20 protein-coding genes are annotated in these 23,896 nt (G+C 37.7%); 8 read left to right on the top strand and 12 right to left on the bottom strand.

Translation table 11 applies throughout. The features are described from left to right. Positions 1-42: 42 nt before the first annotated feature. Entirely contained in the window at positions 43-2,181 is a 2,139-nt protein-coding gene (locus WG904_RS01480; protein ID WP_339577517.1) for an OstA-like protein, read from the bottom strand. Between the two features lie 334 nt (positions 2,182-2,515). Here WG904_RS01480 and tilS point away from each other — a divergent pair, with 334 nt between their 5' ends. The 4 genes from tilS to bshA all read left to right on the top strand — a co-directional run bounded on the left by tilS (position 2,516) and on the right by bshA (position 6,051). After that, a complete protein-coding gene (gene tilS, locus WG904_RS01475) occupies positions 2,516-3,838 on the top strand; it encodes a tRNA lysidine(34) synthetase TilS (RefSeq protein ID WP_339577516.1) in 1,323 nt (440 codons plus the stop codon). Positions 3,839-3,844: 6 nt separating this feature from the next. After that, positions 3,845-4,327: a hypothetical protein gene (locus WG904_RS01470; RefSeq protein WP_339577515.1), complete on the top strand. Its 483-nt coding sequence runs from the start codon at positions 3,845-3,847 to the stop codon at positions 4,325-4,327. A gap of 44 nt (positions 4,328-4,371) precedes the next feature. Next, on the top strand, positions 4,372-4,836 hold the full coding sequence (locus WG904_RS01465; RefSeq protein ID WP_339577514.1) for a hypothetical protein: 465 nt from the start codon (positions 4,372-4,374) through the stop codon (positions 4,834-4,836). A 78-nt stretch (positions 4,837-4,914) separates the two neighbouring features. Beyond that, positions 4,915-6,051 (top strand): N-acetyl-alpha-D-glucosaminyl L-malate synthase BshA, encoded by a 1,137-nt coding sequence (gene bshA, locus WG904_RS01460; protein ID WP_339577513.1) that lies wholly within the window; start codon positions 4,915-4,917, stop codon positions 6,049-6,051. Between the two features lie 38 nt (positions 6,052-6,089). Here the strand turns inward: bshA and WG904_RS01455 are convergent, their stop codons facing one another. Then, positions 6,090-7,184, bottom strand: a complete 1,095-nt coding sequence (locus WG904_RS01455; protein ID WP_339577512.1) for a lactonase family protein — start codon at positions 7,182-7,184, stop codon at positions 6,090-6,092. A gap of 267 nt (positions 7,185-7,451) precedes the next feature. Continuing rightward, a complete protein-coding gene (locus tag WG904_RS01450) occupies positions 7,452-8,852 on the bottom strand; it encodes a pseudouridine synthase (protein ID WP_339577511.1) in 1,401 nt (466 codons plus the stop codon). 219 nt (positions 8,853-9,071) lie between these two features. Here WG904_RS01450 and WG904_RS01445 point away from each other — a divergent pair, with 219 nt between their 5' ends. Together WG904_RS01445 and WG904_RS01440 are read left to right on the top strand one after the other, a co-directional pair. After that, positions 9,072-9,845 carry a lytic transglycosylase domain-containing protein gene (locus WG904_RS01445; RefSeq protein WP_339577510.1) on the top strand — a complete coding sequence of 258 codons (774 nt, stop codon included), beginning with the start codon at positions 9,072-9,074 and terminating at the stop codon, positions 9,843-9,845. A 79-nt stretch (positions 9,846-9,924) separates the two neighbouring features. Continuing rightward, a complete protein-coding gene (locus tag WG904_RS01440; protein ID WP_339577509.1) occupies positions 9,925-10,983 on the top strand; it encodes a 2Fe-2S iron-sulfur cluster-binding protein in 1,059 nt (352 codons plus the stop codon). 30 nt (positions 10,984-11,013) lie between these two features. On the opposite strand, the gene WG904_RS01435 is transcribed toward WG904_RS01440, so the two are convergent. Beyond that, positions 11,014-11,889 carry a pirin family protein gene (locus WG904_RS01435; RefSeq protein ID WP_339577508.1) on the bottom strand — a complete coding sequence of 292 codons (876 nt, stop codon included), beginning with the start codon at positions 11,887-11,889 and terminating at the stop codon, positions 11,014-11,016. 34 nt (positions 11,890-11,923) lie between these two features. Next, complete coding sequence (fabV, locus tag WG904_RS01430) at positions 11,924-13,129, bottom strand: enoyl-ACP reductase FabV (RefSeq protein ID WP_339577507.1); 1,206 nt, start codon at positions 13,127-13,129, stop codon at positions 11,924-11,926. Between the two features lie 314 nt (positions 13,130-13,443). Here fabV and uvrA point away from each other — a divergent pair, with 314 nt between their 5' ends. After that, positions 13,444-16,284 carry an excinuclease ABC subunit UvrA gene (uvrA, locus tag WG904_RS01425; RefSeq protein ID WP_339577506.1) on the top strand — a complete coding sequence of 947 codons (2,841 nt, stop codon included), beginning with the start codon at positions 13,444-13,446 and terminating at the stop codon, positions 16,282-16,284. A 16-nt stretch (positions 16,285-16,300) separates the two neighbouring features. On the opposite strand, the gene WG904_RS01420 is transcribed toward uvrA, so the two are convergent. Genes WG904_RS01420 through WG904_RS01395 form a run of 6 tightly spaced genes read right to left on the bottom strand, consistent with a single transcriptional unit; the run spans position 16,301 to position 21,244 of the window. Beyond that, entirely contained in the window at positions 16,301-16,834 is a 534-nt protein-coding gene (locus WG904_RS01420; RefSeq protein ID WP_339577505.1) for a 4'-phosphopantetheinyl transferase family protein, read from the bottom strand. Beyond that, positions 16,821-17,084 carry an acyl carrier protein gene (locus tag WG904_RS01415; RefSeq protein WP_339577504.1) on the bottom strand — a complete coding sequence of 88 codons (264 nt, stop codon included), beginning with the start codon at positions 17,082-17,084 and terminating at the stop codon, positions 16,821-16,823. Before WG904_RS01415 ends, WG904_RS01420 begins: the two co-directional genes overlap by 14 nt. Next, positions 17,077-18,360 carry a beta-ketoacyl-[acyl-carrier-protein] synthase family protein gene (locus WG904_RS01410; protein WP_339577503.1) on the bottom strand — a complete coding sequence of 428 codons (1,284 nt, stop codon included), beginning with the start codon at positions 18,358-18,360 and terminating at the stop codon, positions 17,077-17,079. Before WG904_RS01410 ends, WG904_RS01415 begins: the two co-directional genes overlap by 8 nt. A gap of 1 nt (position 18,361) precedes the next feature. Then, positions 18,362-19,414, bottom strand: coding sequence for a type III polyketide synthase (locus WG904_RS01405; RefSeq protein ID WP_339577502.1), 1,053 nt, complete (start codon positions 19,412-19,414; stop codon positions 18,362-18,364). Then, the gene (locus WG904_RS01400) at positions 19,411-20,121 is read right to left on the bottom strand and encodes a methyltransferase domain-containing protein (protein ID WP_339577501.1); all 711 of its coding nucleotides are present in this window, start codon (positions 20,119-20,121) and stop codon (positions 19,411-19,413) included. Before WG904_RS01400 ends, WG904_RS01405 begins: the two co-directional genes overlap by 4 nt. Continuing rightward, positions 20,096-21,244, bottom strand: coding sequence for an NAD(P)/FAD-dependent oxidoreductase (locus WG904_RS01395; protein ID WP_339577500.1), 1,149 nt, complete (start codon positions 21,242-21,244; stop codon positions 20,096-20,098). Before WG904_RS01395 ends, WG904_RS01400 begins: the two co-directional genes overlap by 26 nt. 294 nt (positions 21,245-21,538) lie before the next feature. Between WG904_RS01395 and WG904_RS01390 the strand changes: the two genes are divergently transcribed. Further along, positions 21,539-23,026 carry an NAD(P)H-hydrate dehydratase gene (locus tag WG904_RS01390; RefSeq protein ID WP_339577499.1) on the top strand — a complete coding sequence of 496 codons (1,488 nt, stop codon included), beginning with the start codon at positions 21,539-21,541 and terminating at the stop codon, positions 23,024-23,026. A gap of 35 nt (positions 23,027-23,061) precedes the next feature. Here the strand turns inward: WG904_RS01390 and WG904_RS01385 are convergent, their stop codons facing one another. Beyond that, complete coding sequence (locus WG904_RS01385; RefSeq protein WP_339577498.1) at positions 23,062-23,895, bottom strand: anti-sigma factor; 834 nt, start codon at positions 23,893-23,895, stop codon at positions 23,062-23,064. Position 23,896: the final 1 nt, after the last annotated feature.

Genomic DNA, 23,896 nt, shown 5'->3' with positions numbered 1-23,896 from the left:
GGAGATCGCTTCGTGCCTAGCAATGATGCCACGATGAATATTTTAAGCTTTTTTGACAGTCGTCACTGGCTTTTTTGTAGTTGTTTTTTGGGGAACTTTGGGCTTAGGAGACGCCACCTTATCCTTATCTGGTGCTTTAATAGTATTCCCTTTGATAATGTCATTTTTGCTTTTTGGTCGAAGTTCGGGTTTCCAAATAAAACCCGTTAATAATCCTTCTTTTGGTACCTTATTGGGGGGAGAAAATGTACCTTCAATCCCTTTCACCTCCTTGATAATCGAAATTTCTTTATCTTCGAAAGTGATTTTTATCCTAGCGCTAAGGGTTTGATTTTGTTGATATTGCCCATCCTTTTTCTTATCGTAAGAAATGCTTTCGGCATTCCCATCAACATACATATTTCTAATCTCGCCCTTGTTAAAGAAAGCAGTAATAATTTTCCCTTTTATCTGATTGAATTTAGTAGTGTCTGTTTCTTGATCTGCAATAAATGCATTTTGAATAACCTGAGCACTATTTATTTTTTTGTCCTTAAATTGTACATGAATAGTATCTCCCGTTTGTTGAGAACTATCTGCCCATAAAATCGGATTTTTATATAACCTTAATGTAGAATCGGCCGCTGTAAAAAATAGCGAATCGGATTTTGCTTGCAAATTGGTTTTATAAACTCGTACATTGTGATATGCCTTGATGGTTCGAGTTCTTACCGTATCGGCCGGATTAAACGGCAATGAATCTTTAACCGCAATGGGTTTAGTTAAGGATACCGGGGCCTTAGGATTGGTTATTGCGGCTTTATTAGGTGCCACTTTTGAAGTATCTTTTTTGTCAGGAACTTTTTTAGATAAATCGAGCTTTGTTGAATCTTTAATCAATGCCTGTTTACTGGTAAGCAAGCTGTCTTTCGTCAAGCTATCTTTCTTGATCACTATATTTAAATCCAAGCTGGTAGAATCTGCTAAGCGTTTAACGGAATCCAGTTTAGTTTCTAAGCTATCTGGAGGAGGTGCCTTATCTTTTTTTGCTTTTTCTTTTGCCTGGTCTTTTTTACTTTGCTTCGCACTTACTTTTGAAGCAACTTTAGGCGCTGTTGGTTTAGCACTAGAGGATGCCTCTAGGGGTTGTTTATTCGGTGCTAGTGCATCAGTTTTTGGTTTTTCTTCTTCCACGCCAATTTCATCATCTTGTAGCACCGTTGGTTTTTGAATAAGACTTAACGATTTTTGTAGTGACCGCTCTGCTTCGAGTATATCGGCACCAAGCCATAAGGTATCGGGGATAAGTTTCCCATCTACCGTTACAGAATCAGAAGAACCCATGCCTACATAGGCATTAATTTTAACGATAATTCGTTCCCCTTCCTTAAAGTACTCGCCTAATTGACCTTTTAAAAGTAATTTATCTTGCGTGTCGTTATAGGTAATATTCTTAACAGCTTTTCCATATCCTTTTATGCCATCGTAATATAAACTATCGCCTTTTAAACTTTTTGTGCCTTGTGTGTAGAGGTTTTTCTTTCCAAAAAAGGCCTTTTTAGTTTTGGTATTGTATTCACCATTTTCGGTGTAAAGATTATCATTTTTGCCTTTTATATCGGTTGGCCCGTAAAAATAAGTTTGATTGCTAAAGGTATTATAGCGCAATGAATCGGACGTAATCGTAACCGAATCGGTAACCACCTTAACGTTATGCCTGAAATAGGCATCTTTGGTACTCGAGAGGTAATACCCTTTTTTACTGGTTACCGTGGTGCCTTCTTTTCTGTTCTCAATTTTCCCATTGTCCATATAGATCCCTACTTTCGTTGCCATATTGTAATCGAAAACATTGGTAGTGAGTAGGGATGATGGATCAGACATACGCACTTTATTAATCAAATGTGCCATCTTCGCATTTCCATCGTAGTTGAGCAAGTCTGAATAAATATTTATAGTATCTTGGTTGATGTGAACATTTCCAAAAGCCTCAAAATAGTTTAGTTCTTGCCATAAACGGGCACTATCAGAGGTTAATATTGCCCCATCGTGTTCAAAAACTGGTTTTTTAATATGGGTGATCTTACTAATGTTGTCAATTTTTATAAACTCAGATTCCCTAATAATTATTTTCGTCAGCTGTTGCGAATACAACAGACTGGGAAGGAGCATTAAAAGAAAGAAAAAACGTAATTTCTGCACGTTACAAAGTTAGGTTTAATTTTTTTTTATTGATACAGAAACTGTTTAAATTTATGTTGTAAAAATGTTTATCACTTATTTTTTCAGTAGCAATTAGGTTTTTATCTGTCTTCAAGCTTGCTCCGCAGGTTTGTGCGAAATAAGGCGTGTTTTTCGAAGATATAGCGGGGCTTCTACCTCAAGAACGGCCAAGCCCTCTTGAGTACAAATGAAAACAACAGAATTAACGAAAAAAACACAACGAAATTGCAGCCGAAAAGAAGTATAAACAAATTCCTAAATAAATTTTAATAGTTTCTAAGCTTTGCTGGTTTAAATTAAATATTTTTGAGCCATGTTACCTGCATCTGGTTTTATAGCGTATATCAAAAAAAATGCCCTCTTTACACAAGAGGATAACATACTATTGGCCATAAGCGGTGGTAAAGACTCGGTGCTTATGGCTCAGCTATTTAAACTCACAGGTTTTAAATTTAGTATAGCACACTGTAATTTTAATTTGCGAGGGGATGAATCGCAACGCGATGAAGCCTTTGTAAGGTTGTTGGCACATACGCTGGATGTTCCTTTTTATACTACACATTTTGATACTAAAGCCTATGCAAAAGCAAATCATGTTTCGACGCAAATGGCCGCGAGAGATCTGCGTTATCGATGGTTTGAAGAGCTAAGGCTGGCCAATGGATATGATTACATCGCCCTAGCACATCATCAAAACGATTCGATCGAAACCTTGCTACTTAACTTAACCAGAGGAACCGGAATTAGCGGCATGCATGGTATTTTGCCTAAAAGAGATTATCTGGTTCGTCCTTTATTATTTCTGTCGCGACAGCAAATCGAAGCACTCGTAGAAGAGCATAACATCGATTATGTAGAGGACAGCTCAAACCTAACCGATACCTATGCCCGAAACAACATTCGATTGAATGTAATTCCCGTTTTAAAAGAAATAAATCCCAACCTGGAAGAAACTTTTGCAAGGAACTTTATCCGCTTCGCCGAAACTGAAGCGGTGTTGCAACAAGTTGTAGAACAAACTCGACAAAACGTGTGCGAAAAGAGGGGAGACGATATTTATTTTTCTATTGAGAAAATTGTAGCATTATCACCACAAAAATTGCTTTTTTTTGAATTGCTTAAGCCCTATCAGTTTACATCTTCTGTAGTGGATGAGATTTTAAGCTCCCTTGCTAAACAAAGTGGTACTTCATTTTATAGCCCAAATTATCGTGCAACCATTAATAGAACAGATCTAGTTATTTCACCAATTGCTGCCATTAAAGAGGATATTTTTTTTATGCACCCTCATGATGAATATGTAGGGGTAGGCGAGAAAAAACTTCTGCTTTCTTACTCGCATTCGATTAGCATAGATTCGAATGCTAACAAAGCTTTTGTTGATGCCGATAAATTGATATTTCCGCTCGTTATTCGCTTTAAGCAAGATGGAGATAAGTTTATGCCCTTGGGAATGAAGCATTATAAGAAATTGAGCGATTTTTTTATTGACCAAAAGGTTGCAATTCCTCATAAATCGAAAATACCACTTCTTATAAATGGAAATGGCGAAATCATTTGGGTAGTGGGTTTTAGGCAAGACAATAGATATAAAGTAAAGGTAACAACGAAAAAAGTTGCTATATTCGAATGTTAAAATATCATGGAGCAAAAACACGTCTTTATTGAGAAACAGTACATTGGCCGCGACTACATTCGTATTTGTATTCGGCTAATTATGGCGGCTTTTTGCTTTGCAGCGTATGTGTACGAACGAGATCGAGATAATACCGTTGATCTTTTTTTAGTAGTAGGCTTTGGTATTATTGGCGTTTCAATCGCACTTTTATTCCTTATTCAGTATAAAACAATTATTGAAAATAAGAGTGTAATTATTGATGGCTTATGGACGGCAAAAAAAGTTAAAATAGATTTAAACAGTATTGTTAAGGTGCGTAAAGACACCTATAGTAATTATATTTTTAACAATCCCGTTTATAATTTACACCGAAAGGGAAGTATCCGTTTTTATTCGTCGGGCAAAGATGCCGTAGTGTTAACCGATCGCGATGGCTTAGAATATCATATTGGAACGCAACGACCAAACGAAATGTATTTGGTTATTCAAAATGAAATGCGAAGTTAATCTGTACTGAAGCTAAATTCGTATATTTAATTAAATCTATTTTTATGAACGCAAAATTTCCCTACTTCATTGTAGCTATTGTATTGCTGTTTTCTGTAAATGGGAAAGCGCAAACGTATACACCAAATGTATCTAAAGATTCCTTAGGGATTTTAAAAGACAGAGTAACAATTTTAAAAACAACCTTAAAACTTCATGAACTTAAAATAAAGGAATCTGAAGAGGAGGGTGATGTAGAAAAACTTCGAATAAGGTTGCTTGCAGCAAATGCAAGAGCAAAGGAATCGGCGGCTCAAAATAGCAGTGTTTCAAAAAAAATAGCCACAGTAGATGCTAAAGCAATTGAAAGGGCGGCCAAAAATGCTAAAAAAGATATGGACGACGCCCAAAGAGCATTGGATTTGTACAATAAGCAAATTAAGCGTGTAGAATCTATACGAAGCGACATTCGTGTTGAGGAAGGAAAACTTCTGGGCATGAAGCCACTTATAATTTTTAATTATAAGTAATACCATCAATATTATTACCAACAGATAACACAACTTAAATAAGATATAGGTTAATTTGCTTGTAAATAATAAGCGTTAATGAAAATTGGAATTGTTTGTTACCCAACATTTGGCGGAAGTGGTGTTGTTGCTACCGAATTGGGTAAAGCGTTAGCTAATGAAGGTCATCAGGTTCATTTTATAACTTATAGTCAACCCGCAAGACTTGATTTTTTTTCGGCGAATTTATTTTATCACGAGGTTTCAGTAAGGGACTATCCTTTGTTTGATTATGCGCCTTACGAATCGGCCTTAGCCAGTAAACTGGTAGATGTGGTTCGCTTCGAACAATTAGATATTCTGCATGTTCATTACGCTATTCCCCATGCATCAGCAGCCTTTATGGCGAAACAGATTTTAGCTACCTATGGCATCAATATTCCATTTGTAACGACGTTGCATGGAACCGATATTACCTTGGTAGGTAAGGATGCTACCTATAAACCAGTTGTAACCTTTTCGATTAATCAGAGCGATGGAGTAACGACGGTATCTGAAGATTTAAAACAAGACACCTACAAACATTTCGATATTAAAAAGGAGATAAAGGTTATTCACAATTTTATCGATTTTACTCGGTTTAGTTTACAGCCTAAAGACCACTTTAAGAAAGCTATCGCACCCAATAACGAACGTATTTTAATCCATACTTCAAACTTTAGAAAAGTAAAGCGTACTGAAGATGTAATTAAGATGTTTAAGATTGTTCTAGAACGAATTCCGTCAAAATTATTAATGGTGGGTGATGGACCTGAGCGTACAGCAAATGAGGCCTTGTGCAGAGAATTAGGTATAAGTGATCATGTACGGTTTTTGGGTAAACAAGATGCGGTTGAAGAAATTCTATCGGTATCGGATCTATTTATTATGCCTTCTGAGTCAGAAAGTTTTGGTTTGGCGGCATTAGAGGCCATGGCATGTAAAGTGCCCGTTATCACTTCAAATGCTGGAGGTTTACCAGAGCTAAATATCGATGATTTTTGTGGTTACATGTGTAATGTTGGTGATATAGAAGATATGGCTAAAAAGGCGATTACCATTCTAACGAATGAAGAGACTTTGCGTTATTTTAAAGAAAATGCATTTAAAAGGGCGCAGGATTTCGATCTGAAAAAGATTTTACCGATGTATATTGCCTATTATAATGAAGTGCTAAAACAATCATTGGTTCATTAGTGCTCATCCCTGGCACTTACAGATCAAAAACTTTAGGTCTACTTACTAAAGACCAAACAAACGGGAGCGCCAACACTTATTCTTTTACCACTATCGGTGAGTTTGCCACTGGTTTGATTTCGATTAAAAATCACTACATCATTAGTATATTGATGCGCAACCAATAAAAAATTTCCACTTGGATCGATGGCAAAATTTCGAGGCCCTTTTCCTAAAGTGCTTACGCTTTCGATCAATTCTAGCATGCCATCACTATCAATTGCAAATACATTGATGCTGTTGGCGTCGCCTCGGTTGGTTTCGTATAAAAATTTCCCATCAGTTGATACATGAATATCTGCACCATCGATTTTTCCAGTAAAATCTTTACGTGTTGTTTCTATCTCTTGTATTTTAGTTAAATTTCCATCTGAATAAGCAAATGCGGTTATCTTTCCATTAAACTCGTGCACTAAATAAGCAAATTTTCCATCATTACTAAAGGTTAAATGCCTTGGTCCAGAGCCAGGATTGGTTTTGATTATTTTGTGGGGTACTAGCTTCCTGCCGTGCCCTTCACCATATGCGTAAATATAGATTTGATCTTCGCCTAAATCAGTTGCCACGACATATTTCTTGTCTGGAGTTGGTTGTACTTGATGCACGTGAGCACTCAACTGCCTTTTTGGATCTATACTTTTACCAGTGTGTTGTACCACTTGGCTTGCTCCTGTAAAACCGTTTGAAGTTGTCCAAAATGTAGCAATACTTCCACCAGAATAATTAGCTGCCATTATTCTTGGTCCAATCGTAGTTATGTAGCAGGGGTCGGCACCTCCAGATGGTATTTTATTCAGGAATTTTAATGTTCCACTCTTTGATTTGAAATCAAAAGCACTTACCGTACTGCTTTTTCCGTCTTCGTTAACGCAATACACAAATTTTTTATTCGCACTTATAGCTAAATAACTTGGGTTAGTTGTTTTTGTAACACTTTTTAATTTGGTTTCCGCAGTTTTGAGATTATAATCGTAAACATAAATACCCTCACTGGTGCCTTTATTAGTGTACGTTCCAATTAATAGGTTATAATTTTGAGCGTTAGCGTGCATGGTAAAGGCAAGGCATAAAATAAATAGAATTTTTTTTGTCATAGCGATTATTTTAACGCAAAGTACGCAAAGAAATGCAAAGCAAAACTAAATTTAAACACTATATTAACAACGAGCTTATCTGCTAAATGCGTTTTTTTAATCGTAGAGTACACTAAGTGGGCAATCAAGGCCGGATAATTTACGGGCCGCTCAAAGAAGTCGATATTACCTTTGAGTACTTCGCTACCTTTGCGATAAATATTGAGGTAAATGTCTGCGAAAACAGAAAGACCACAAAACTGTGGCCTTTTAAATCTAATTATCAAATTACTTTATCAAATGCTTAATCTGAATCAATTCGTGCTCTTCTAAGAAACGCCATCTTCCGCGTGGTAAGTCTTTCTTAGTTAAATTGCCATAGACTACTCGGTCTAATTTTACCACATCGTAGCCTAAGTGTTCGAAAATGCGACGAACGATACGATTTTTTCCGCTGTGTATTTGGATGCCAATCTCTTTTTTGCTTGCTCCTGCAACGTAAGATATATTGTCAGGTTTAATCAATCCGTCTTCGAGCTCTAGGCCAAACTGGATTTTATTGAAATCGCCTTGACTTAAATTCTTACTTAATTCTACATGATAAATTTTGGTAATGCCATTTTTTGGATGTGATAATTTATCCGCAAGTTCTCCATCATTGGTCATTAAAATTAATCCTGTAGTATTTCTATCTAAACGCCCAACGGGATAAATACGCTCTCTGCTCGCTTTTTCTACCAGCTGCATTACGGTTCTACGTTCTTGTGGGTCGTCTGTAGTAGTGATATAATCTTTTGGTTTATTTAATAAAACGTAAACTTTCTTTTCACGTTTTAAAAGTTCGCCATTGTAACGTACTTCGTCTTTATAAGGATCTACCTTGTGCCCTAATTCGGTTACTGGTACATTATTTACGGAAACGACACCTGCGGCAATTAATTCATCCGCCTTGCGACGAGAGCAGATGCCAGAATTAGCGATATACCGGTTTAAGCGAATTAAGCCGTCGTCTTTAGGTTCGGCAATTTTTCTACTTCTTGTAGTGGGCGCTACACGTTCTCCTCTATCATCTTTGATTTTAAAATCACCAGCTTCACGTTTGCGGTAAGGACGGCTATCAGTACTTCTTGATGCTGTTCCCTTTTTATCTGCAAATTTTGATTTATCGCCGTCTGTTATAAAATTGTCTTTCTTAACATAACTGCGTTTTCCTTCGGAAGATTCGTCTCTTGAACTACCTTCTTTATATGCTCTTGGTTTATAGTTAGCATTTCCGCTATCTTTTTTCTCCCATGGCTTAAATCCGCCTTTACTATCGGTTCGAGGTTTATAATCGCCTTCTTTCGAAGCTCTCGGCTTGTATTCTCTCGATTCGCCACCCCGCTCAGTACGTGGTTTAAAATCTTTTCCGCCTGGTAGTCGCGATGGATAAGGTTTTGAATCGCCATCTCTTGAAGGTCTAGATTTAAAATCACCTTCTCTAGCCGCTCTTGGTCTGTATGGAGCTTTTCCATCTGATGCAAAAGTAGCCTTGCGTTTATCTTTATCGTCTTTGTCGGAATTGTTTTTTCCGTCTTTATCACTATATCTTACTTTGGGCTTATCAGTACCAGCAGGTCTTCTGCTTTTACCCGCTTCGCCCGATTTGGACTTGTCATCTCGACTGTTCCTATTATCTTTTTTTATCATGATACGCATTTACTCGCATAGAATATGCGGCTGCAAAAATAAGAAAAATATAATGATCTATTTAGTAAAAATAAGACTAAAATTATCAAAATGAAATCTTGCTTTAAAATAGTTTAAACCTTGATTTTAACGTAAAAATAGCTAAGTGTTTGATAATTAGATTAATAAATCGTACCTTTGTGGAATCAATTATAATTGTTTACCAAAAAAAGGAGGAAGATGATAAAGAAACACCTCATCCCATTCTCAGTAATTATAATCTTACTGGTGATGGCAAAAGTGTTTGCTTACACACTGCCAAATGAAAAAACAACGCTAAAGAATAACAATCTCACTACTATAAAAGAAGATACCGAAGAGCCGGAATTTACAATAGCTCAATTAGAATTTGCCAACGAAACTTTGCCTTTGGGCGATGCTAAAGTAGCTGGTAAAATGAAGCGAATTTTAGCTTCTTATGGTTATCAAAATTTACAAACTAATCGTTTACACCGCAGAGCAGCAGAGTGGTTCCCTATTATTGAACCCATTCTTGCGATGTATGGTATCCCTAACGATTTTAAGTACATGCCCTTGGTTGAATCTGGCTTACAAAGCGGTACATCACCTAAAGGAGCAGCGGGCTTTTGGCAATTTATGCCTGGAACAGCGCGCATGTATGGTTTGAAAGTGAATAGCCGCGTAGATGAGCGTAAGAATTTACGAAAGTCTACCATTGCCGCGTGTAAGTACATGAAAGAGCTTCACAGTATTTTTAACAGTTGGACTTTAGTTGCGGCTGCTTATAATGTTGGTGATGTGCACATGAAGAGGCAGATTAACAAACAAAACCAAGACAATTATTTCAAAATGAAATTAAACCGCGAAACAGGAGGATATGTTTACAAATTAATTTCGATGAAAGAAATTCTTGAAAATCCTGCACGTAATGGTTATGCAAATCAGAAAGCATTAATTGCTTTTGTTGCACCTACAAGCGCAACAGTAGAATAGTATTTCTTTTTTAGCCACAGATGCGCAGATTAATTTTTTAATCTGCGCATCTGTGGCTTATTTTTCATTATTTTGCATAATGTCTTTGCAAAAGCTCCGTGTTATTTCTGTTGCTAAACAACCCACTGAGGTGATTAAGATTGAGTTCGAAATCCTTAATGGTGAGAAGTTAAGCTACAAAGCTGGGCAGTTTTTAACCTTTGTATTTCAAGTTAATGGAAGGGAGTTAAGGCGTTCCTATTCTTTTTGTAGTTCTCCAGACGTGGATGAACCAATTGCCATTGCCGTAAAACTGGTAGAGAACGGGGAAATATCGAGGTTTATCCATCATCAGTTGCAACGCGGCGATGTAGTCGAAATAGCGGAACCTAATGGCCAGTTCATCTATCATCCAGATCCTGAAATGAAACGAACTGTATTTCTGTTTGCTGCCGGGGTGGGGATTACTCCACTTTTCTCTATCTTAAAAACAGTGCTAATTAAAGAGTGGGCTTCGAAAATTGTGCTTGTTTATAGCAGTCGCACGGCGGAAGACACTTTGTTTGCCGATGAAATTGCAAAATGGGAAGCCGCTTATGTTGGCCGGTTAAAGGTTATCCACCTGTATAGCAATTCAAAAAATTTATTACGTGCAAGGTTGAATGGTATTTTAATCAACCAGTTGGTAAAAGAAAATTTAGCATTCGAAAAGAGTGAAGCGGTATTTTTTACCTGTGGGCCGGTTGATTATATGGATGTATGCCGCATTACCTTGCTGAGCTCGGGCATAAAACCGTCTCAAATTAAACGTGAAACTTTTGTTTTGCCCGAGGATGAGCTTGATGAAGATGATGGGACTGAGAAAGTAGTGGATAGAAATACCTACTCGATAGTTTTGCATTTTATGGGGGAGGTACATCATTTGGAAGTTCCCTATCCAAAACGAATATTAGAAGTAGCCCTCGAAAATAAAATCAATTTACCTTACAGTTGTAGTGGAGGAGTTTGTAGTACCTGCACGGCAACTTGTATACGCGGTAAGGTACGGATGGATTACAACGAAGTGTTAACTGATGATGAAGTAGCTCGAGGAAGAGTTTTAGTTTGTACGGGACATCCTATGGAAAACGGGACTACGATAACCTGGGCTTCCGAGTAAGTCGAAACATTATATGGTTTAAAGTTATACCTATCGCTGCTGCGGCAACGGTACAAACTCCGTTTCGCCAGGCACTAGATCAAAACCTTTCGCCAGCCACTTTTCTTTAGCAGCTTCAATTAATTCTTTGCTTGTGGCCACAAAATTCCAGTAAATAAATCGTTCTTCGGCAAAAGGCTCGCCTCCAAAAATGTAAATGGTGGTATTCTCTTGTAGGGTAAATTCACAAAGTGAGCTATCATTTGCGACTAAAAGTTGTTTTGGACCGAACCTATTTTCTTCACTTTCTATTCCCCCTTCGAGAATATAAATTCCACTTTCGCCAAAAAGTTCATGGCCTATTTTAACAGGAGTTTTTGTTGTGCTTTTTAATTCTAGTAAATAAAGTGGACTATAAACCGGAATGGGCGATTGATGACCAAATGCTTTTCCGGCAATAAGTTTATACCGTATGCCTTCATTTTCCCAACTAGGAAGTTCGTCTGCTTCTGCGTGAAAAAATTCGGGTTCCATTTGTTCTAATTGCTTAGGGAGAGCTACCCAAATTTGCAGTCCATGGAGCATTTTATCACTATGGCGAAGATATTCTGGTGTACGTTCTGAATGTGCAATCCCCTTTCCTGCTGTCATCCAGTTTACCTGCCCCGGTTTTATTTCAATAGCCGTGCCCAAACTGTCTTTATGCATTATACTACCCTCGAACAAGTAGGTTAGGGTAGATAAGCCGATATGTGGATGAGGTGGAATGTCGATATTTTGATGGTCATTCATTGCCGCAGGACCCATGTGGTCGATGAACGAAAATGGGCCCACCATTCTCTTTTCGCGAAAAGGTAATAATCGGCCCACCATAAAATTACCAATGTTACTTGGGCGTTCTTCGATAATGAGTTTAATATTCGACATTTGAAATGAAAGAGCTAATTAGAAAATTTGTAGATTAGCCTAGTGGTGCCTCAACCAAACCTGGTACATCAACCATCTCGTTGGCATCTGCCTGATAATCTACTCCAGCAACATCAAAACCAAACAGGTTCAAGAAATCACTTTTATAACCTGCTAAATCACCAATTGACGGTAAATTTTCTGTGGTTGATTGTTCCCATAGCGTTGCAACTCGAACTTGTACATCATCGCGCATTTCCCAGTCGTCTATTCTTATTCTGCCTTTTTCATCAACGGGAACTGCTTCGCCACTGTAAAGTCTATTTTTAAACAACCGTTGAATTTGTTCGATGCAGCCCTCGTGTATGCCTTCTTCTTTCATGATTTTATACAATATCGATATATAGAGTGGAATAACTGGGATCGCCGAGCTCGCTTGTGTAACCAACGCTTTATTAACCGAAACGAAAGCTTTTCCGTTCAACGCCGCCAATTTATCGGCAATCGTAAATGCTGTTGCTTCTAAATGATCTTTTGCGCTGCCAATTGTACCTTTACGATAAACAGGTTCAGTAACCTTAGGCCCTATATACGAGTAAGCAACGGTAGTAAACCCATCAGCCAATAAGTTTTCGGCCTTTAATGCATCAATCCACATTTCCCAATCTTCGCCACCCATTACGGCAATTGTATTTTCAATTTCTTCCTCATTTGCTGGCTCAATAGATACTTCTGATACTATTCCAGTATGAAAATCGACTGTTTTATTCGTATAGGTGCTGCCAATTGGTTTTAAAACCGAACGATGTGTTATCCCTGTATTTGGGTTTGTTCTAACAGGAGACGCCAGGCTATAGATAACTAAATCAATTTGCCCTAAATCTGCCTTAATGAGGTCGATTGTTTGTTGCTTCACTTCGTTAGAAAACGCATCACCATTAATACTTTTTGCATATAATCCCGCTTTTATAGCTTCGGTTTCGAAAGCTGCCGTATTGTACCAGCCCGGAGAGGCGGTTTTTCCTTCTTTTGGAGGTTTCTCGAAGTAAACGCCAATTGTGGCAGCATCTGATCCAAATGCGCTTGTAATTCTAGAGGCTAGTCCGAAGCCTGTTGAAGCACCAATAACTAGCACTTTTTTTGGTCCAGCAATTGGACCTTTTGATTTTATATAATTAATTTGATTGATGATGTTTTGCTCACAGCCTTTAGGATGTGCAGTTAAACATATAAATCCTCGCATTCTTGGTTCAATAATCATAATTTCTAAGCTAATAGTAACTCAATGTTGCCGTTCAAATTTTAACGGCTTTGTTCCTCAAAACTATCCTTAATTTTCTTGCGTTCCAAATATTTGGTTGTTTTGTTGTTTGAGTGTTTGTTCATTGGCTAATAGTTAAACTTGGCGGCTTGTTTAGTAGAAATTTTATTTTTAGGTTGCCGTTATTGGTAGGAGATCACTATTGCCACTTTAACAATCTTTAAAGATTGTCAAAGTGGTAGAAACAGTAGCTTTTTTCCTTAAAATTCGTTATTTTTGCAGGCTGTTTTTTTACACAGACATCCCTGAAATTTATGAGCAAAAAGAATATCGACCTAGGTGAGCAAAAAGATGTAGAAGTGTATGGTGCTCGGGTGCATAATCTTAAAAATATCGATGTTAGTTTTCCTCGAAATAAGCTAGTAGTAATTACAGGTTTAAGTGGAAGTGGGAAGTCGTCGCTTGCTTTCGATACTATTTACGCCGAAGGTCAACGCCGGTATATGGAAACATTTAGTGCCTATTCACGGCAATTTATGGGCGGAATGGAAAGGCCAGATGTAGATAAGGTTTCTGGACTTAGTCCGGTAATTGCTATCGAACAAAAAACAACCAGTAAGAACCCTCGCTCTACCGTAGGTACCATTACTGAGATCTACGATTTTATGCGTTTACTTTATGCGCGTGTGGCAGATGCTTTTTCTTATCATACCGGTGAGAAAATGGAACGCATGAGCGAAGATCAAATCTTAAAAAATATTTATAAGAAATTCGACACCTTACCCGTAAATATCCTTGCACCCATAGTTAAAGGAAGAAAAGGGCATTACCGCGAATTGTTTGAGCAAGTTCGCAAACAAGGGTATGTGAAAGTACGTATAGATGGAGAAATTAAAGATTTAACGGCAAAAATGCAGGTAGATCGCTATAAAATTCACGATATAGAGATTGTAGTTGATCGTTTAATTGTTGATGAAAAAGACCACAAACGCTTATTAGATAGCATTCAAACGGCAATGCGTCTTGGTAAGGGAATTATAAAAATCAGCGACAAAGAAAATAATGTAGCTCATTTCAGTAAGTTTTTAATGTGCCCAACTACAGGCATTTCTTACGATGAGCCTCAACCTAACAGTTTTTCGTTCAATTCGCCCTACGGTGCGTGCGAACGTTGCGATGGCTTAGGCTATATTTTTGTGGTAGATAAGGAATCGGTGATGCCGAACATGAAATTAAACATTTTGAATGGAGGCTTAGCACCATTGGGAGAATACCGCGATGTGTGGATGTTTCAAGTGTTGAAGGCACTAGCAAAAAAATACAATTTTTCGCTTTCTACTCCACTCGAAAAGCTTGGCGACGATAATATTGACATCATTTTAAACGGAACACACGATTTATTAAGTGTGGCGGTCGAATACAACAAATGGAATGTACAGAACTATCAAATTACGTTTGATGGCATTATTAAATTGTTGGAAGAACAGCAGGACAAAAGAAGTGATACAGCGAATGCCGACGATATGGATGCATTCAGAAAGTTAAAAACTTGTCCAGAATGTAATGGTGCTCGATTGAAAAAAGAAAGTCTTCATTTTAAAGTAGATGGTAAAAACATTTTCGAATTGGCAGCAATGGATATCAACAGTTTGAAAATGTGGTTTTCTGCCGTCGAAGATCGATTAAATGAACGCCAAAATATCATCGCCAAAGAAATTCTAAAAGAAATTAGAGCACGAATAGGCTTCTTAACGGATGTGGGCTTAACCTATCTTTCGTTAGACCGAACAGCTCGAACACTTTCTGGTGGCGAAGCCCAGCGGATCCGTTTAGCTACTCAAATTGGTTCTCAGTTGATGAATGTGATGTACATCTTGGATGAACCTAGTATTGGTTTGCATCAACGAGATAATGAACGACTTATCGGTGCTTTAAAAAATCTACGTGATTTGGGAAACACGGTTTTAGTGGTAGAACATGATAAAGACATGATTTTGGAAGCAGATCATGTTATTGATATTGGTCCGGCAGCAGGGGTGCGTGGTGGCGAAGTTGTGGCACAGGGAACTCCAGCTCAAATTTTAAAATCGGGCACCCTTACGGCAGCTTATTTAAACGGAAAAAAAGGAATCGAAATCCCTAAAAAACGAAGAAAGGGAAATGGTCATAAACTTTCGATCATCAAAGCAACTGGTCATAATTTAAAGGAAGTTTCTGTAGATTTTCCTTTGGGAAAATTTATTGCAGTAACAGGTGTTTCTGGAAGTGGGAAATCGAGTTTGATTACAGAAACGTTGTACCCCATTTTAAACCATCACTTTTTTAGAGCCAAGAAACATCCTTTGCCTTACGAGAAAATTAATGGGTTAAAGGAAATCGATAAGGTCATTGAAATTGATCAAGCACCTATCGGACGAACACCTCGCTCTAATCCGTCTACTTATACTGGCGTGTTTTCTGATATTCGTAACCTATTTGTACTCTTGCCTGAGGCGAAAATTCGTGGCTATAAGCCTGGCCGTTTTTCGTTTAACGTAAAGGGGGGGAGGTGCGAAACCTGTCAAGGTGCAGGAATGAAAGTAATTGAAATGAATTTCTTACCCGATGTATCTGTTCCATGTGAAGAGTGTGGAGGAAGAAGATATAATCGTGAAACCTTAGAAGTTCGTTACCGCGGCAAATCCATAAGTGATGTGCTCGATATGAGTATTGAAGAAGCTTGTGTCTTTTTCGAACATATGCCTGCCATTTATCGGAAAATTAAAACCCTAAATGATGTAGGTTTAGGCTACATTAGATTAGGCCAGTCGTCTACTACCTTATCGGGTGGTGAAGCTCAACGAGTAAAATTGGCCACAGAACTCTCAAAAAAAGATACCGGTAAAACTTTTTATATTCTCGACGAACCAACCACTGGTTTACACTTTGAAGATATTAATGTGCTTTTAGGCGTGTTAAATGAATTGGTAGAGAAAGGGAATACCGTTCTGGTAATCGAGCATAATTTGGATGTGGTAAAAGTGGCCGATTGGGTAATCGACTTAGGAGAAGAGGGTGGCGCAGGTGGCGGAAGGATTATCTTCGAAGGTACACCAGAAGGATTAATTCAAAACCCCATTAGTTTAACTGGGAAATTTTTGAAAAAGGAAATGTAAGGTCCACTTATGAAGACTAAAGCATGTAAACAATTGCTACATACTTTCCATGGTGCGAAATTGAGGCAAGACAACTTTCCCCATTTAATTTATTGATAAGATTGGGAATCCCGTTTATATCCTTTTCTAGAAAATAGGCAGGGAATTTACTGTTAAATTCTAAAGCATATTCAGTTTTGTTTGCTGAATAATACGTTTTAATATCCTTCAGCTTTTCCTTTTTTGAAGATGCTATAGTGTGTATTAAATCGTCATTAATTACACTTTTTGTATAATATTTTCGACCTTTAAAATGCACAAGGCCATCGGCGCCACTAAGTTGACACGAAAATTTTGTTGGACTATAAAATCGTTGTAAACACGCTCTATTGGTGATTTTGTAAGTAGACTCTTTCATGCTCCATAACAACCAAATCATTTGATCTGGATGAGTTGCCCTACCTATGTGTTCTTGCTCTTCGGCAGTAAAGATTTTGGCTAAATACCCTTTTCTTCTCCAATTACTTTGAGCTTGCGCACTTTTTAAATCGACAATATCATTCCCCAGCATTATTGGCCAGCTTTTCTTTAATGATAGCAATAGTTGCTTTTACCGTAAGCATTTTCTCCATCGAGTCATTATCGATTTCAATTCCAAATTTCTCTTCAATATCTAAAACCACATCTACCAGATTGGCGGAGTTGATTTTTAAGTCGGCTAGAAAATCTGTTTCTTCAGAAATAGTGGCTAACGCCGCTTTGTTTTCAGCATACGGAGTTATAATTTCTTTTAATTTATCAATTAGCTTGTCGTTATTCACCGGTATATTTTTTAAAGATGATGCAGGCATTTACATCACCGAAGCCAAAATTCGCTTTTGCTAAGATAGAGATTGGCTTATGGATTAATGCAGTTGGAATAGAATTTCTACTTATTATTTTTTCAATTTCTGGGTGCAAATCTTCACAGTTAATATTGGGGAAAATAAATCCGCCTTCTAATTGCAGAACTGAAGCTATACACTCAATACTTCCTGTTGCACTCAAAGAATGACCAATCATACTTTTAATCGAATTTATAAAAGGAAAGTCGTCTCCAAACCGATTTAATGCTGTTGCCCAATTTTCGATTTCTAAAGCATCTTTTGAAGTGGCAGTTAAATGCCCATTAATTGTATCAATGGCATCGGCCTTAATTCCTGCGTTCGCGATCGCCTGGGTTATACATCTTTGCACTGCAATGGGATTGGGTGCAGTCATTGATCCTAGTCCAAGTTGTCCGCCAGAATTAAGATTTCCTCCTAAAACTTCGGCATAAATTTTCGCACCTCTGTTAAGCGCATTTTCAAGCGATTCTAAAACCAATGCGCCCGCTCCCGCACTCGGTACAAAGCCACTCGCAGTGGCGCTCATGGGTCTGCTCCCTTTTTCTGGTTCTGAATTATGCTTATAGGTACACACCTTTATGGCATCAAATCCTCCCCAGATATACGGACCGCTATCGCTCGTACTTCCGGCTAACATAATCGATGCGTAACCATTTTTTATGCGCTCATAGGCCATTAGAATGCTCTCTGTTCCGGTAGTGCAGGCCGAAGAATTGGTGCTAACCTGATTTCCTAAACCTAATTTTCCACTTATGAATGCACTTATGCCGCTTGCCATGGTCTGTATAACCGTTCCACTTCCAATCTTTCTTACTAAACCAAGGTCGATCATTTCTGCTCCGGCTTTAAATTTTTCGAGACCCGAAGTTCCAGCACCAAAAATGGTACCGCGTTCCCAATCAGGTTCAGTTGTCGCAATCTCGAGGCCTGCATCTTTCCATGCATCTAAACCTGCAATTACGCCATATACAATACCAGTGCTATTTAAATTTTTGAGTTCGAGCGCAGAAAAGTATTTCGAAATGTGTGCTTCGGTTAATGTGGGTTCGCCAGAAATCTGGCAAGAAAAATTTAATGCCGCCAATTGCTGGCTATGTTTGATTCCGGAGATACCATTTTTAATGGCATAAGTGAAGTCGGTAAGATTAATTCCATTTGGCGCCACCACACCTAATCCAGTAATCACTACACGATTGTTCAACTTTTCCATATTACCATTGCAATAAAACCCGTTGTGCAGAGAAACCAGGGCCAAAGCTTAACATTAATCCTTTTTCTCCACCTTTAGGATTTGAATCTAAGAATTTTTCTAAAACGTATAAAATGGTGGCGCTAGACATGTTTCCATATAACCGTAAAACTTCTTTGGTATCATCAATATTTTTTCCTAAATCAGAAAATAATTCTTCTACAAGTTGAACGATTTTCTTCCCACCTGGATGAAAAATCAAATGGTCAATATCCTTTATTCCTAGATTATTTTTAGCTAAAAATGGATGAATAATAGCAGGAAAATTTAAAGCTATGGTTTCGGGTACATCTGGATCTAAAACCATTTGCAATCCGGTATTGCCCATTTTAAAACCCATCATGTGCGTAGCTTCGAAAAAATGATACATTTCTTCATCGATTATTTCAGGGCCCTGATCATCATCATTAGCACTCAGCAGCACACAGGCTGCGCCATCACCAAAAATAGCAGCACTAACAATATTTGCCATCGAATAATCATTGAGTTGAAACGTTGCAGTTGGCGATTCTACAGCAATTACGGCAGCTCTTTTACCTGGGTTAGATTTTAAAAAGCTCTTGGCATAGATGATCCCCGAAACCCCCGCTGCGCAACCCATTTCTGTAACAGGTAGCCTTACAATGTCTTGCCTGAGGTTTAATTCGTTAATTAAATAGGCATCTAATGATGGAATCATTATTCCCGTGCAGCTTACCGTAACAATGTAATCTAAATCTTCAGGTTTCCAGTTTGCTTTTTCTAGGGCGGAAGTTAAACACGCTGCTCCATATTTAATTCCTTCTCTACAATAGATGTCATTTCTTTCTTCAAAAGTTAGCTCACTAAATACTTCTTCTGGCGATAAAAAAGAGTAACGTCTGTCTACTGCAGCATTTTCTACAATTTTTATAACTTTCCGTACAAATCGCTCATCTTGTCCGTGCAGCCATGCTTTAAAAAAGGGAATAATTTCGGCAGTGGACCTCGAAAATTTTGGCAATGTCTTAGTTGCTGTTTTTATCCTTACGCTCATTCTATTTTAATAATCCATTGGTAACGGAAAGCCCACTTCCATTTTACAGAGAAGAGCTTTGCTTCCAATGCCTTAGTGTAGGCAAGTAAATCGCCTTTTTTAAACCCTCTAAGTATCGAAATCAGACCATCTTCTCTAGACATTTCATTTAAGTTAAATACAAAACAAAGTGCTTTAAATAAATAGTAGGCCAACGCACTTCTATGTAAATCGTTAATTACTATACCAACCTTTGCTTGTTGCTTAATGTTTGATAATAGTTGTATTATTTCTTTATCCTTAAAATGGTGAAGTGTTAATGTACATAACATAATATCGCAATCAACACTTAAATCTTCAAATATATCTTTGCATGTATAACTAATATTTGGATAGCCTATTGATAACTTCTTGGCATAGGCTATCGTAAAATTGTTTGCATCGATTCCAAGGAGCGAAAAATTCATTCCATTTTTAATCCCATAATTGGCCAAGGCTCTTAGCATGTCTCCATTGCCACACCCTACATCGATAATACGTATTTGTGCTTGTTTTGGTTTGTCTTTAAGCAATAATTTTACGCCATCGATGGTAATTTTATTTCCCCCTAATAACTGATTAATTTTTGCAATTTTATCTAAAGCATCTCTTAATATTTCGCCCTCCATATCGAAATCGTCCATCGTTTCTGGCGCATTGCTTCTATGCGTTGTATTTATCCACATCATTTAATATCGGTTTTCCGTGTGTGTATTTAATCATTTGGCCCATTAACGTTGGAAAATGTGTTAACCCCGTTAGTACAATATTTGAGAGCCTTTCTTTTCTTAACAGGGTAGATAGTAGACTGCCCATCCTTAACCTTGTCTTAAATTCATTATTCCAATAGCTAATATAGGTTTGTTCGAGTGCTCCTCTAGAGGTAAGGATGCCTCTTTTAAATGCTACCAGTAGTTCTGATGCTATTTTGGCACTGTGAATAGCCATCGCCATGCCGTTTCCACAAAGCGGATGAATAAGTCCGGCGCTATCTCCAATCATAAGCATATGATTTTCTACTTTTTGCTTTTCTCCAAAAAAAAGCTGACTAATTACCAATGGTTCTTCGAATAGTGGAGTACATTGTTCGAATATACTTTCTAAATTCTTATTCTGGTAAAGAACATTTTCTTGATAACTAGCAATGTTTTTGTACAGTTGAAAAGAGCTGTAGTCTGCTAAATAACAAATGTTTATTTTATCATTTTCCACTTTAGAAACCCCACAATATCCGCCCTTGAAATGGTGTATTGCAACTACATTTTTTGAAAAATTACCTCTGTAATGCCCTTTAACTGCTAAAAAAGGAGATTTTTTTTGGATAAATGACCGATTTAGCTTCATGTCAATCGCCGAACGTTTCCCATAGGCACCCATAACATGATGAGCGGTTAACACATTACCTAAAAGTAGGGTAACCATAAATTTATCATTATCGAACGCAATGCTTGTTACGGTATCTTCTAAAACATTAACTCCTCGCTTAATTAATTCTTTATAAAGGAAATGGTCTAATTCATATCTGCTAACTCCGAAACCACCAAGGGGTAATTTTGAGACTATACTTTTGTTATTAGCTGTTGTAAAGTGCAGCTGGTTAATAGCGTTCGGATGTAAGGTTTCGATAGCAACATCAAGCCATTTTAAATACGGCAAAACCTCGTTAGAAATGTACTCGCCACAAACTTTATGGCTAGGAAAAGAATTTTTTTCTATTAAGGTAACTTGCAGCCCGCTTTTCTGTAAATGAAGTGCTGCAGTTAAACCCGCTAGTCCGCCACCTATAATTAAAACGTCTACCTCTGCATGCATATTTTAAAAGTACATTATTTTATGCTTCGATGAGAAGAATTTATACGGAGAATTTGTTGATAAAACCATTCTAGTTTTTAATCTTGATTTGTTAACTTTATATTGTTTTACAGCTGCCATTTACCTTGTTAGATCTTAATCAACTTTATCAATTTTCCAAAGGTCATAAATCTCAATTAACAGAGAATAACATCAAAGATTTTAGGCTTGAACAAGCAGAGTAAACTAATAAAGGTAGCTGAATCATTTCATTTATTTTTTTGAAGTTTAAGGTTTCAATTTTGTTGAGATGCTATGAAAAATTTATTAACTGCTACTCAAATGCATGATGCAGATGCGTACACCATTAAACAGCAAGAAATCTCGTCAGTCGACTTAATGGAACATGCGGCTAAGGCATTTGTAAAATTCTTTAAGAAGAAGTTTCCTGATAAGGAGAAGCAGATTTCAATTTTATGTGGAAATGGAAATAACGGCGGAGATGGACTGGCCATTGCACGTTTGTTGCATAACGAAGAATACGAAAACATTTCAGTGTTCTTAATCAATTTCGGCACTCGACAAAGTAAAGACTACACTGAAAATTTAGCACGACTTGCAAAAACTAAACTTAAGCCAATTGTAATCACAGCGGCTGAGCAATTCGAAAATAAGGATGTAGATTTAATTATTGATGCCATTTTAGGTTCAGGGTTAAATAAGCCATTTACAGGTAAATATGTCGAATTGGCTAGTAAATTGAATGCACTGCACAAAACCATACTTTCAGTTGATGTACCCACCGGTTTTCCTGGGGAGGGCTTGATTGATAGAAACTATAAAGGCATTAAGGCCGATTTGGTGATTTGTTTTCAACGCCCGAAAATCAATTTTTTCTTTCCAGAATCAATCGCTGCATTTGATCGGTTTGTAGTGGTGGATATTGGATTGGATGAAGATTATTTGGAGAATGCAAAGGCTGATTGGAAATTAATAGTAAAACCAAGTATTCGACAAAGAAAGAATTTTACGCATAAAGGCACTTACGGTCACGCTTTAATTGTGGCCGGAAATACCAGTACCATGGGCGCTGCTTTATTAGCCGCAAGAGCGTGTTTATATGCGGGATCGGGCTTAACAACACTTTGCCTTCCTTCTGGTGGACTAATTGCACTTAATAGCACGTTACCGGAGGTGATGGCCTTGCCTAGGACTGAATATTTAGCGATCGAAGTTTTTGAGAAATTTACGAGCATTGCAATTGGCCCTGGTTTTGGAATAGAAGAAGAAAATGAAGCATTGTTTTCGAAATTGATCGAGCTGAAAAAACCGATGGTTATTGATGCAGATGCGCTTAATATGTTAGCGAAACGAAAAGATTTACTAGACAAATTACCTTGGCAAACGATTTTAACCCCACATGTAAAAGAATTCGATCTACTTTTTGGCGAACATCAAAGCTGGTGGGACCGTGTAGAAACGGCGAGAAAACATGCTAAACAAAGAAAATTAATCATTGTACTTAAAAATCAATACACCTTTGTGTGCTTACCCACAGGTGAAGTATGTATTAATCAAACGGGCAATCCCAGCATGGCGTCGGGAGGGATGGGCGATGTGCTCACGGGAATAATGGTAGGTTTGTTAGCACAATCGTATTCAGCAACGGATGCGGCAACATTAGCGGTTTATGTGCACGGTAAAGCAGGTGATGAATTGGCTGAGAAAAGGTTTACAGTAGGTGCATCGCAAGTTGCGAAGAGGATAGCAAAAATAATGAAAAAGTTAGTGGCCGAATTCTGACTCAAGACTTAGCACTTTGGACTTAAGACTTTGCACTATATAGCTCCCATCACTACCATTTTTTCCATGGTAGGATTTGCACTTCCACCATTTGGCTCGATGGTAACTGCAAATGCTTGAGCTTTTTCTATAGTTTCCATTTGTAGAACCGCTTCTTTAGCGCTTTCATTACTGGTAAATACACCTAAACTAACGGGTTTTCCATCCACTAAGGCCCATAATTGATATTCGTGCGATTGATCTGTTTTAGGCAACTCCATTGCCGAATAGTTAATGAGTATATTTTTATTGGTTTTATTCCAGTACACCAACATCTTAGCTTTCGGAGAATTTTTAACACCTGAGAGTTTAACGGTAGTCCACTCATCAGTTTCTGTCATGGCAATTCTATTTTCCATTCCTGCATTCTCAAACTCTAATTTAGAAGCCGTGCTTGCAAATTTCTCTTTATCTGAACTTAAATTTGCAATTTGGAAGTTAGCATCTTTAAGCTCTTTATGGGCAGAAAATAAAGCGCCTAAGCTTATGGCTAATAAAATGCTACAAGCAACCAAGGCATAACGCAATCTTCTTACTTTACCATCATTAGCATTATCGTATAAAGAAATAATTTTCGTATCAGTTACTATTTGTTCGGTTTCTTTAGGGCTTAGCGCTGCAAATAATTTTTCTTCTGTTTTGGCAGCTGGTTCAATTGCATTTTGGATAGCATAGGTTTCTAAAGCAAGCTCAATCGCTAATATCTCTGCTTTTACCTCAGGATGTTTGCTGGCCATTTCTTCTACTTCACTACATTCTATTGCAGATAACTGCCCTAGAACATAAAGTTCAAGTATGCCTGATTCGATATATGCTTTTGCTTCTTCCACC

The organism is Pedobacter anseongensis, from assembly GCF_037482965.1.
GTDB lineage: Bacteria > Bacteroidota > Bacteroidia > Sphingobacteriales > Sphingobacteriaceae > Pedobacter > Pedobacter anseongensis.
Note: the sequence above shows the minus strand (reverse complement) of the source record. Positions and strands in the feature narration are given on the sequence as shown.

What these genes read in the sequence shown, in the direction of transcription:
- WG904_RS01470 (WP_339577515.1), top strand. Translation starts at nt 3,845, where the DNA reads ATGGAGCAAAAACACGTCTTTATTGAGAAACAGTACATTGGCCGCGAC.
- WG904_RS01440 (WP_339577509.1), top strand. Translation starts at nt 9,925, where the DNA reads ATGTCTTTGCAAAAGCTCCGTGTTATTTCTGTTGCTAAACAACCCACT.
- WG904_RS01405 (WP_339577502.1), bottom strand. Translation starts at nt 19,414, where the DNA reads ATGAGCGTAAGGATAAAAACAGCAACTAAGACATTGCCAAAATTTTCG.
- WG904_RS01465 (WP_339577514.1), top strand. Translation starts at nt 4,372, where the DNA reads ATGAACGCAAAATTTCCCTACTTCATTGTAGCTATTGTATTGCTGTTT.
- WG904_RS01400 (WP_339577501.1), bottom strand. Translation starts at nt 20,121, where the DNA reads ATGATGTGGATAAATACAACGCATAGAAGCAATGCGCCAGAAACGATG.
- WG904_RS01455 (WP_339577512.1), bottom strand. Translation starts at nt 7,184, where the DNA reads ATGACAAAAAAAATTCTATTTATTTTATGCCTTGCCTTTACCATGCAC.
- WG904_RS01395 (WP_339577500.1), bottom strand. Translation starts at nt 21,244, where the DNA reads ATGCATGCAGAGGTAGACGTTTTAATTATAGGTGGCGGACTAGCGGGT.
- WG904_RS01450 (WP_339577511.1), bottom strand. Translation starts at nt 8,852, where the DNA reads ATGATAAAAAAAGATAATAGGAACAGTCGAGATGACAAGTCCAAATCG.
- bshA (WP_339577513.1), top strand. Translation starts at nt 4,915, where the DNA reads ATGAAAATTGGAATTGTTTGTTACCCAACATTTGGCGGAAGTGGTGTT.
- uvrA (WP_339577506.1), top strand. Translation starts at nt 13,444, where the DNA reads ATGAGCAAAAAGAATATCGACCTAGGTGAGCAAAAAGATGTAGAAGTG.
- WG904_RS01420 (WP_339577505.1), bottom strand. Translation starts at nt 16,834, where the DNA reads ATGCTGGGGAATGATATTGTCGATTTAAAAAGTGCGCAAGCTCAAAGT.
- WG904_RS01410 (WP_339577503.1), bottom strand. Translation starts at nt 18,360, where the DNA reads ATGGAAAAGTTGAACAATCGTGTAGTGATTACTGGATTAGGTGTGGTG.
- WG904_RS01435 (WP_339577508.1), bottom strand. Translation starts at nt 11,889, where the DNA reads ATGTCGAATATTAAACTCATTATCGAAGAACGCCCAAGTAACATTGGT.
- fabV (WP_339577507.1), bottom strand. Translation starts at nt 13,129, where the DNA reads ATGATTATTGAACCAAGAATGCGAGGATTTATATGTTTAACTGCACAT.
- WG904_RS01390 (WP_339577499.1), top strand. Translation starts at nt 21,539, where the DNA reads ATGAAAAATTTATTAACTGCTACTCAAATGCATGATGCAGATGCGTAC.
- tilS (WP_339577516.1), top strand. Translation starts at nt 2,516, where the DNA reads ATGTTACCTGCATCTGGTTTTATAGCGTATATCAAAAAAAATGCCCTC.
- WG904_RS01445 (WP_339577510.1), top strand. Translation starts at nt 9,072, where the DNA reads ATGATAAAGAAACACCTCATCCCATTCTCAGTAATTATAATCTTACTG.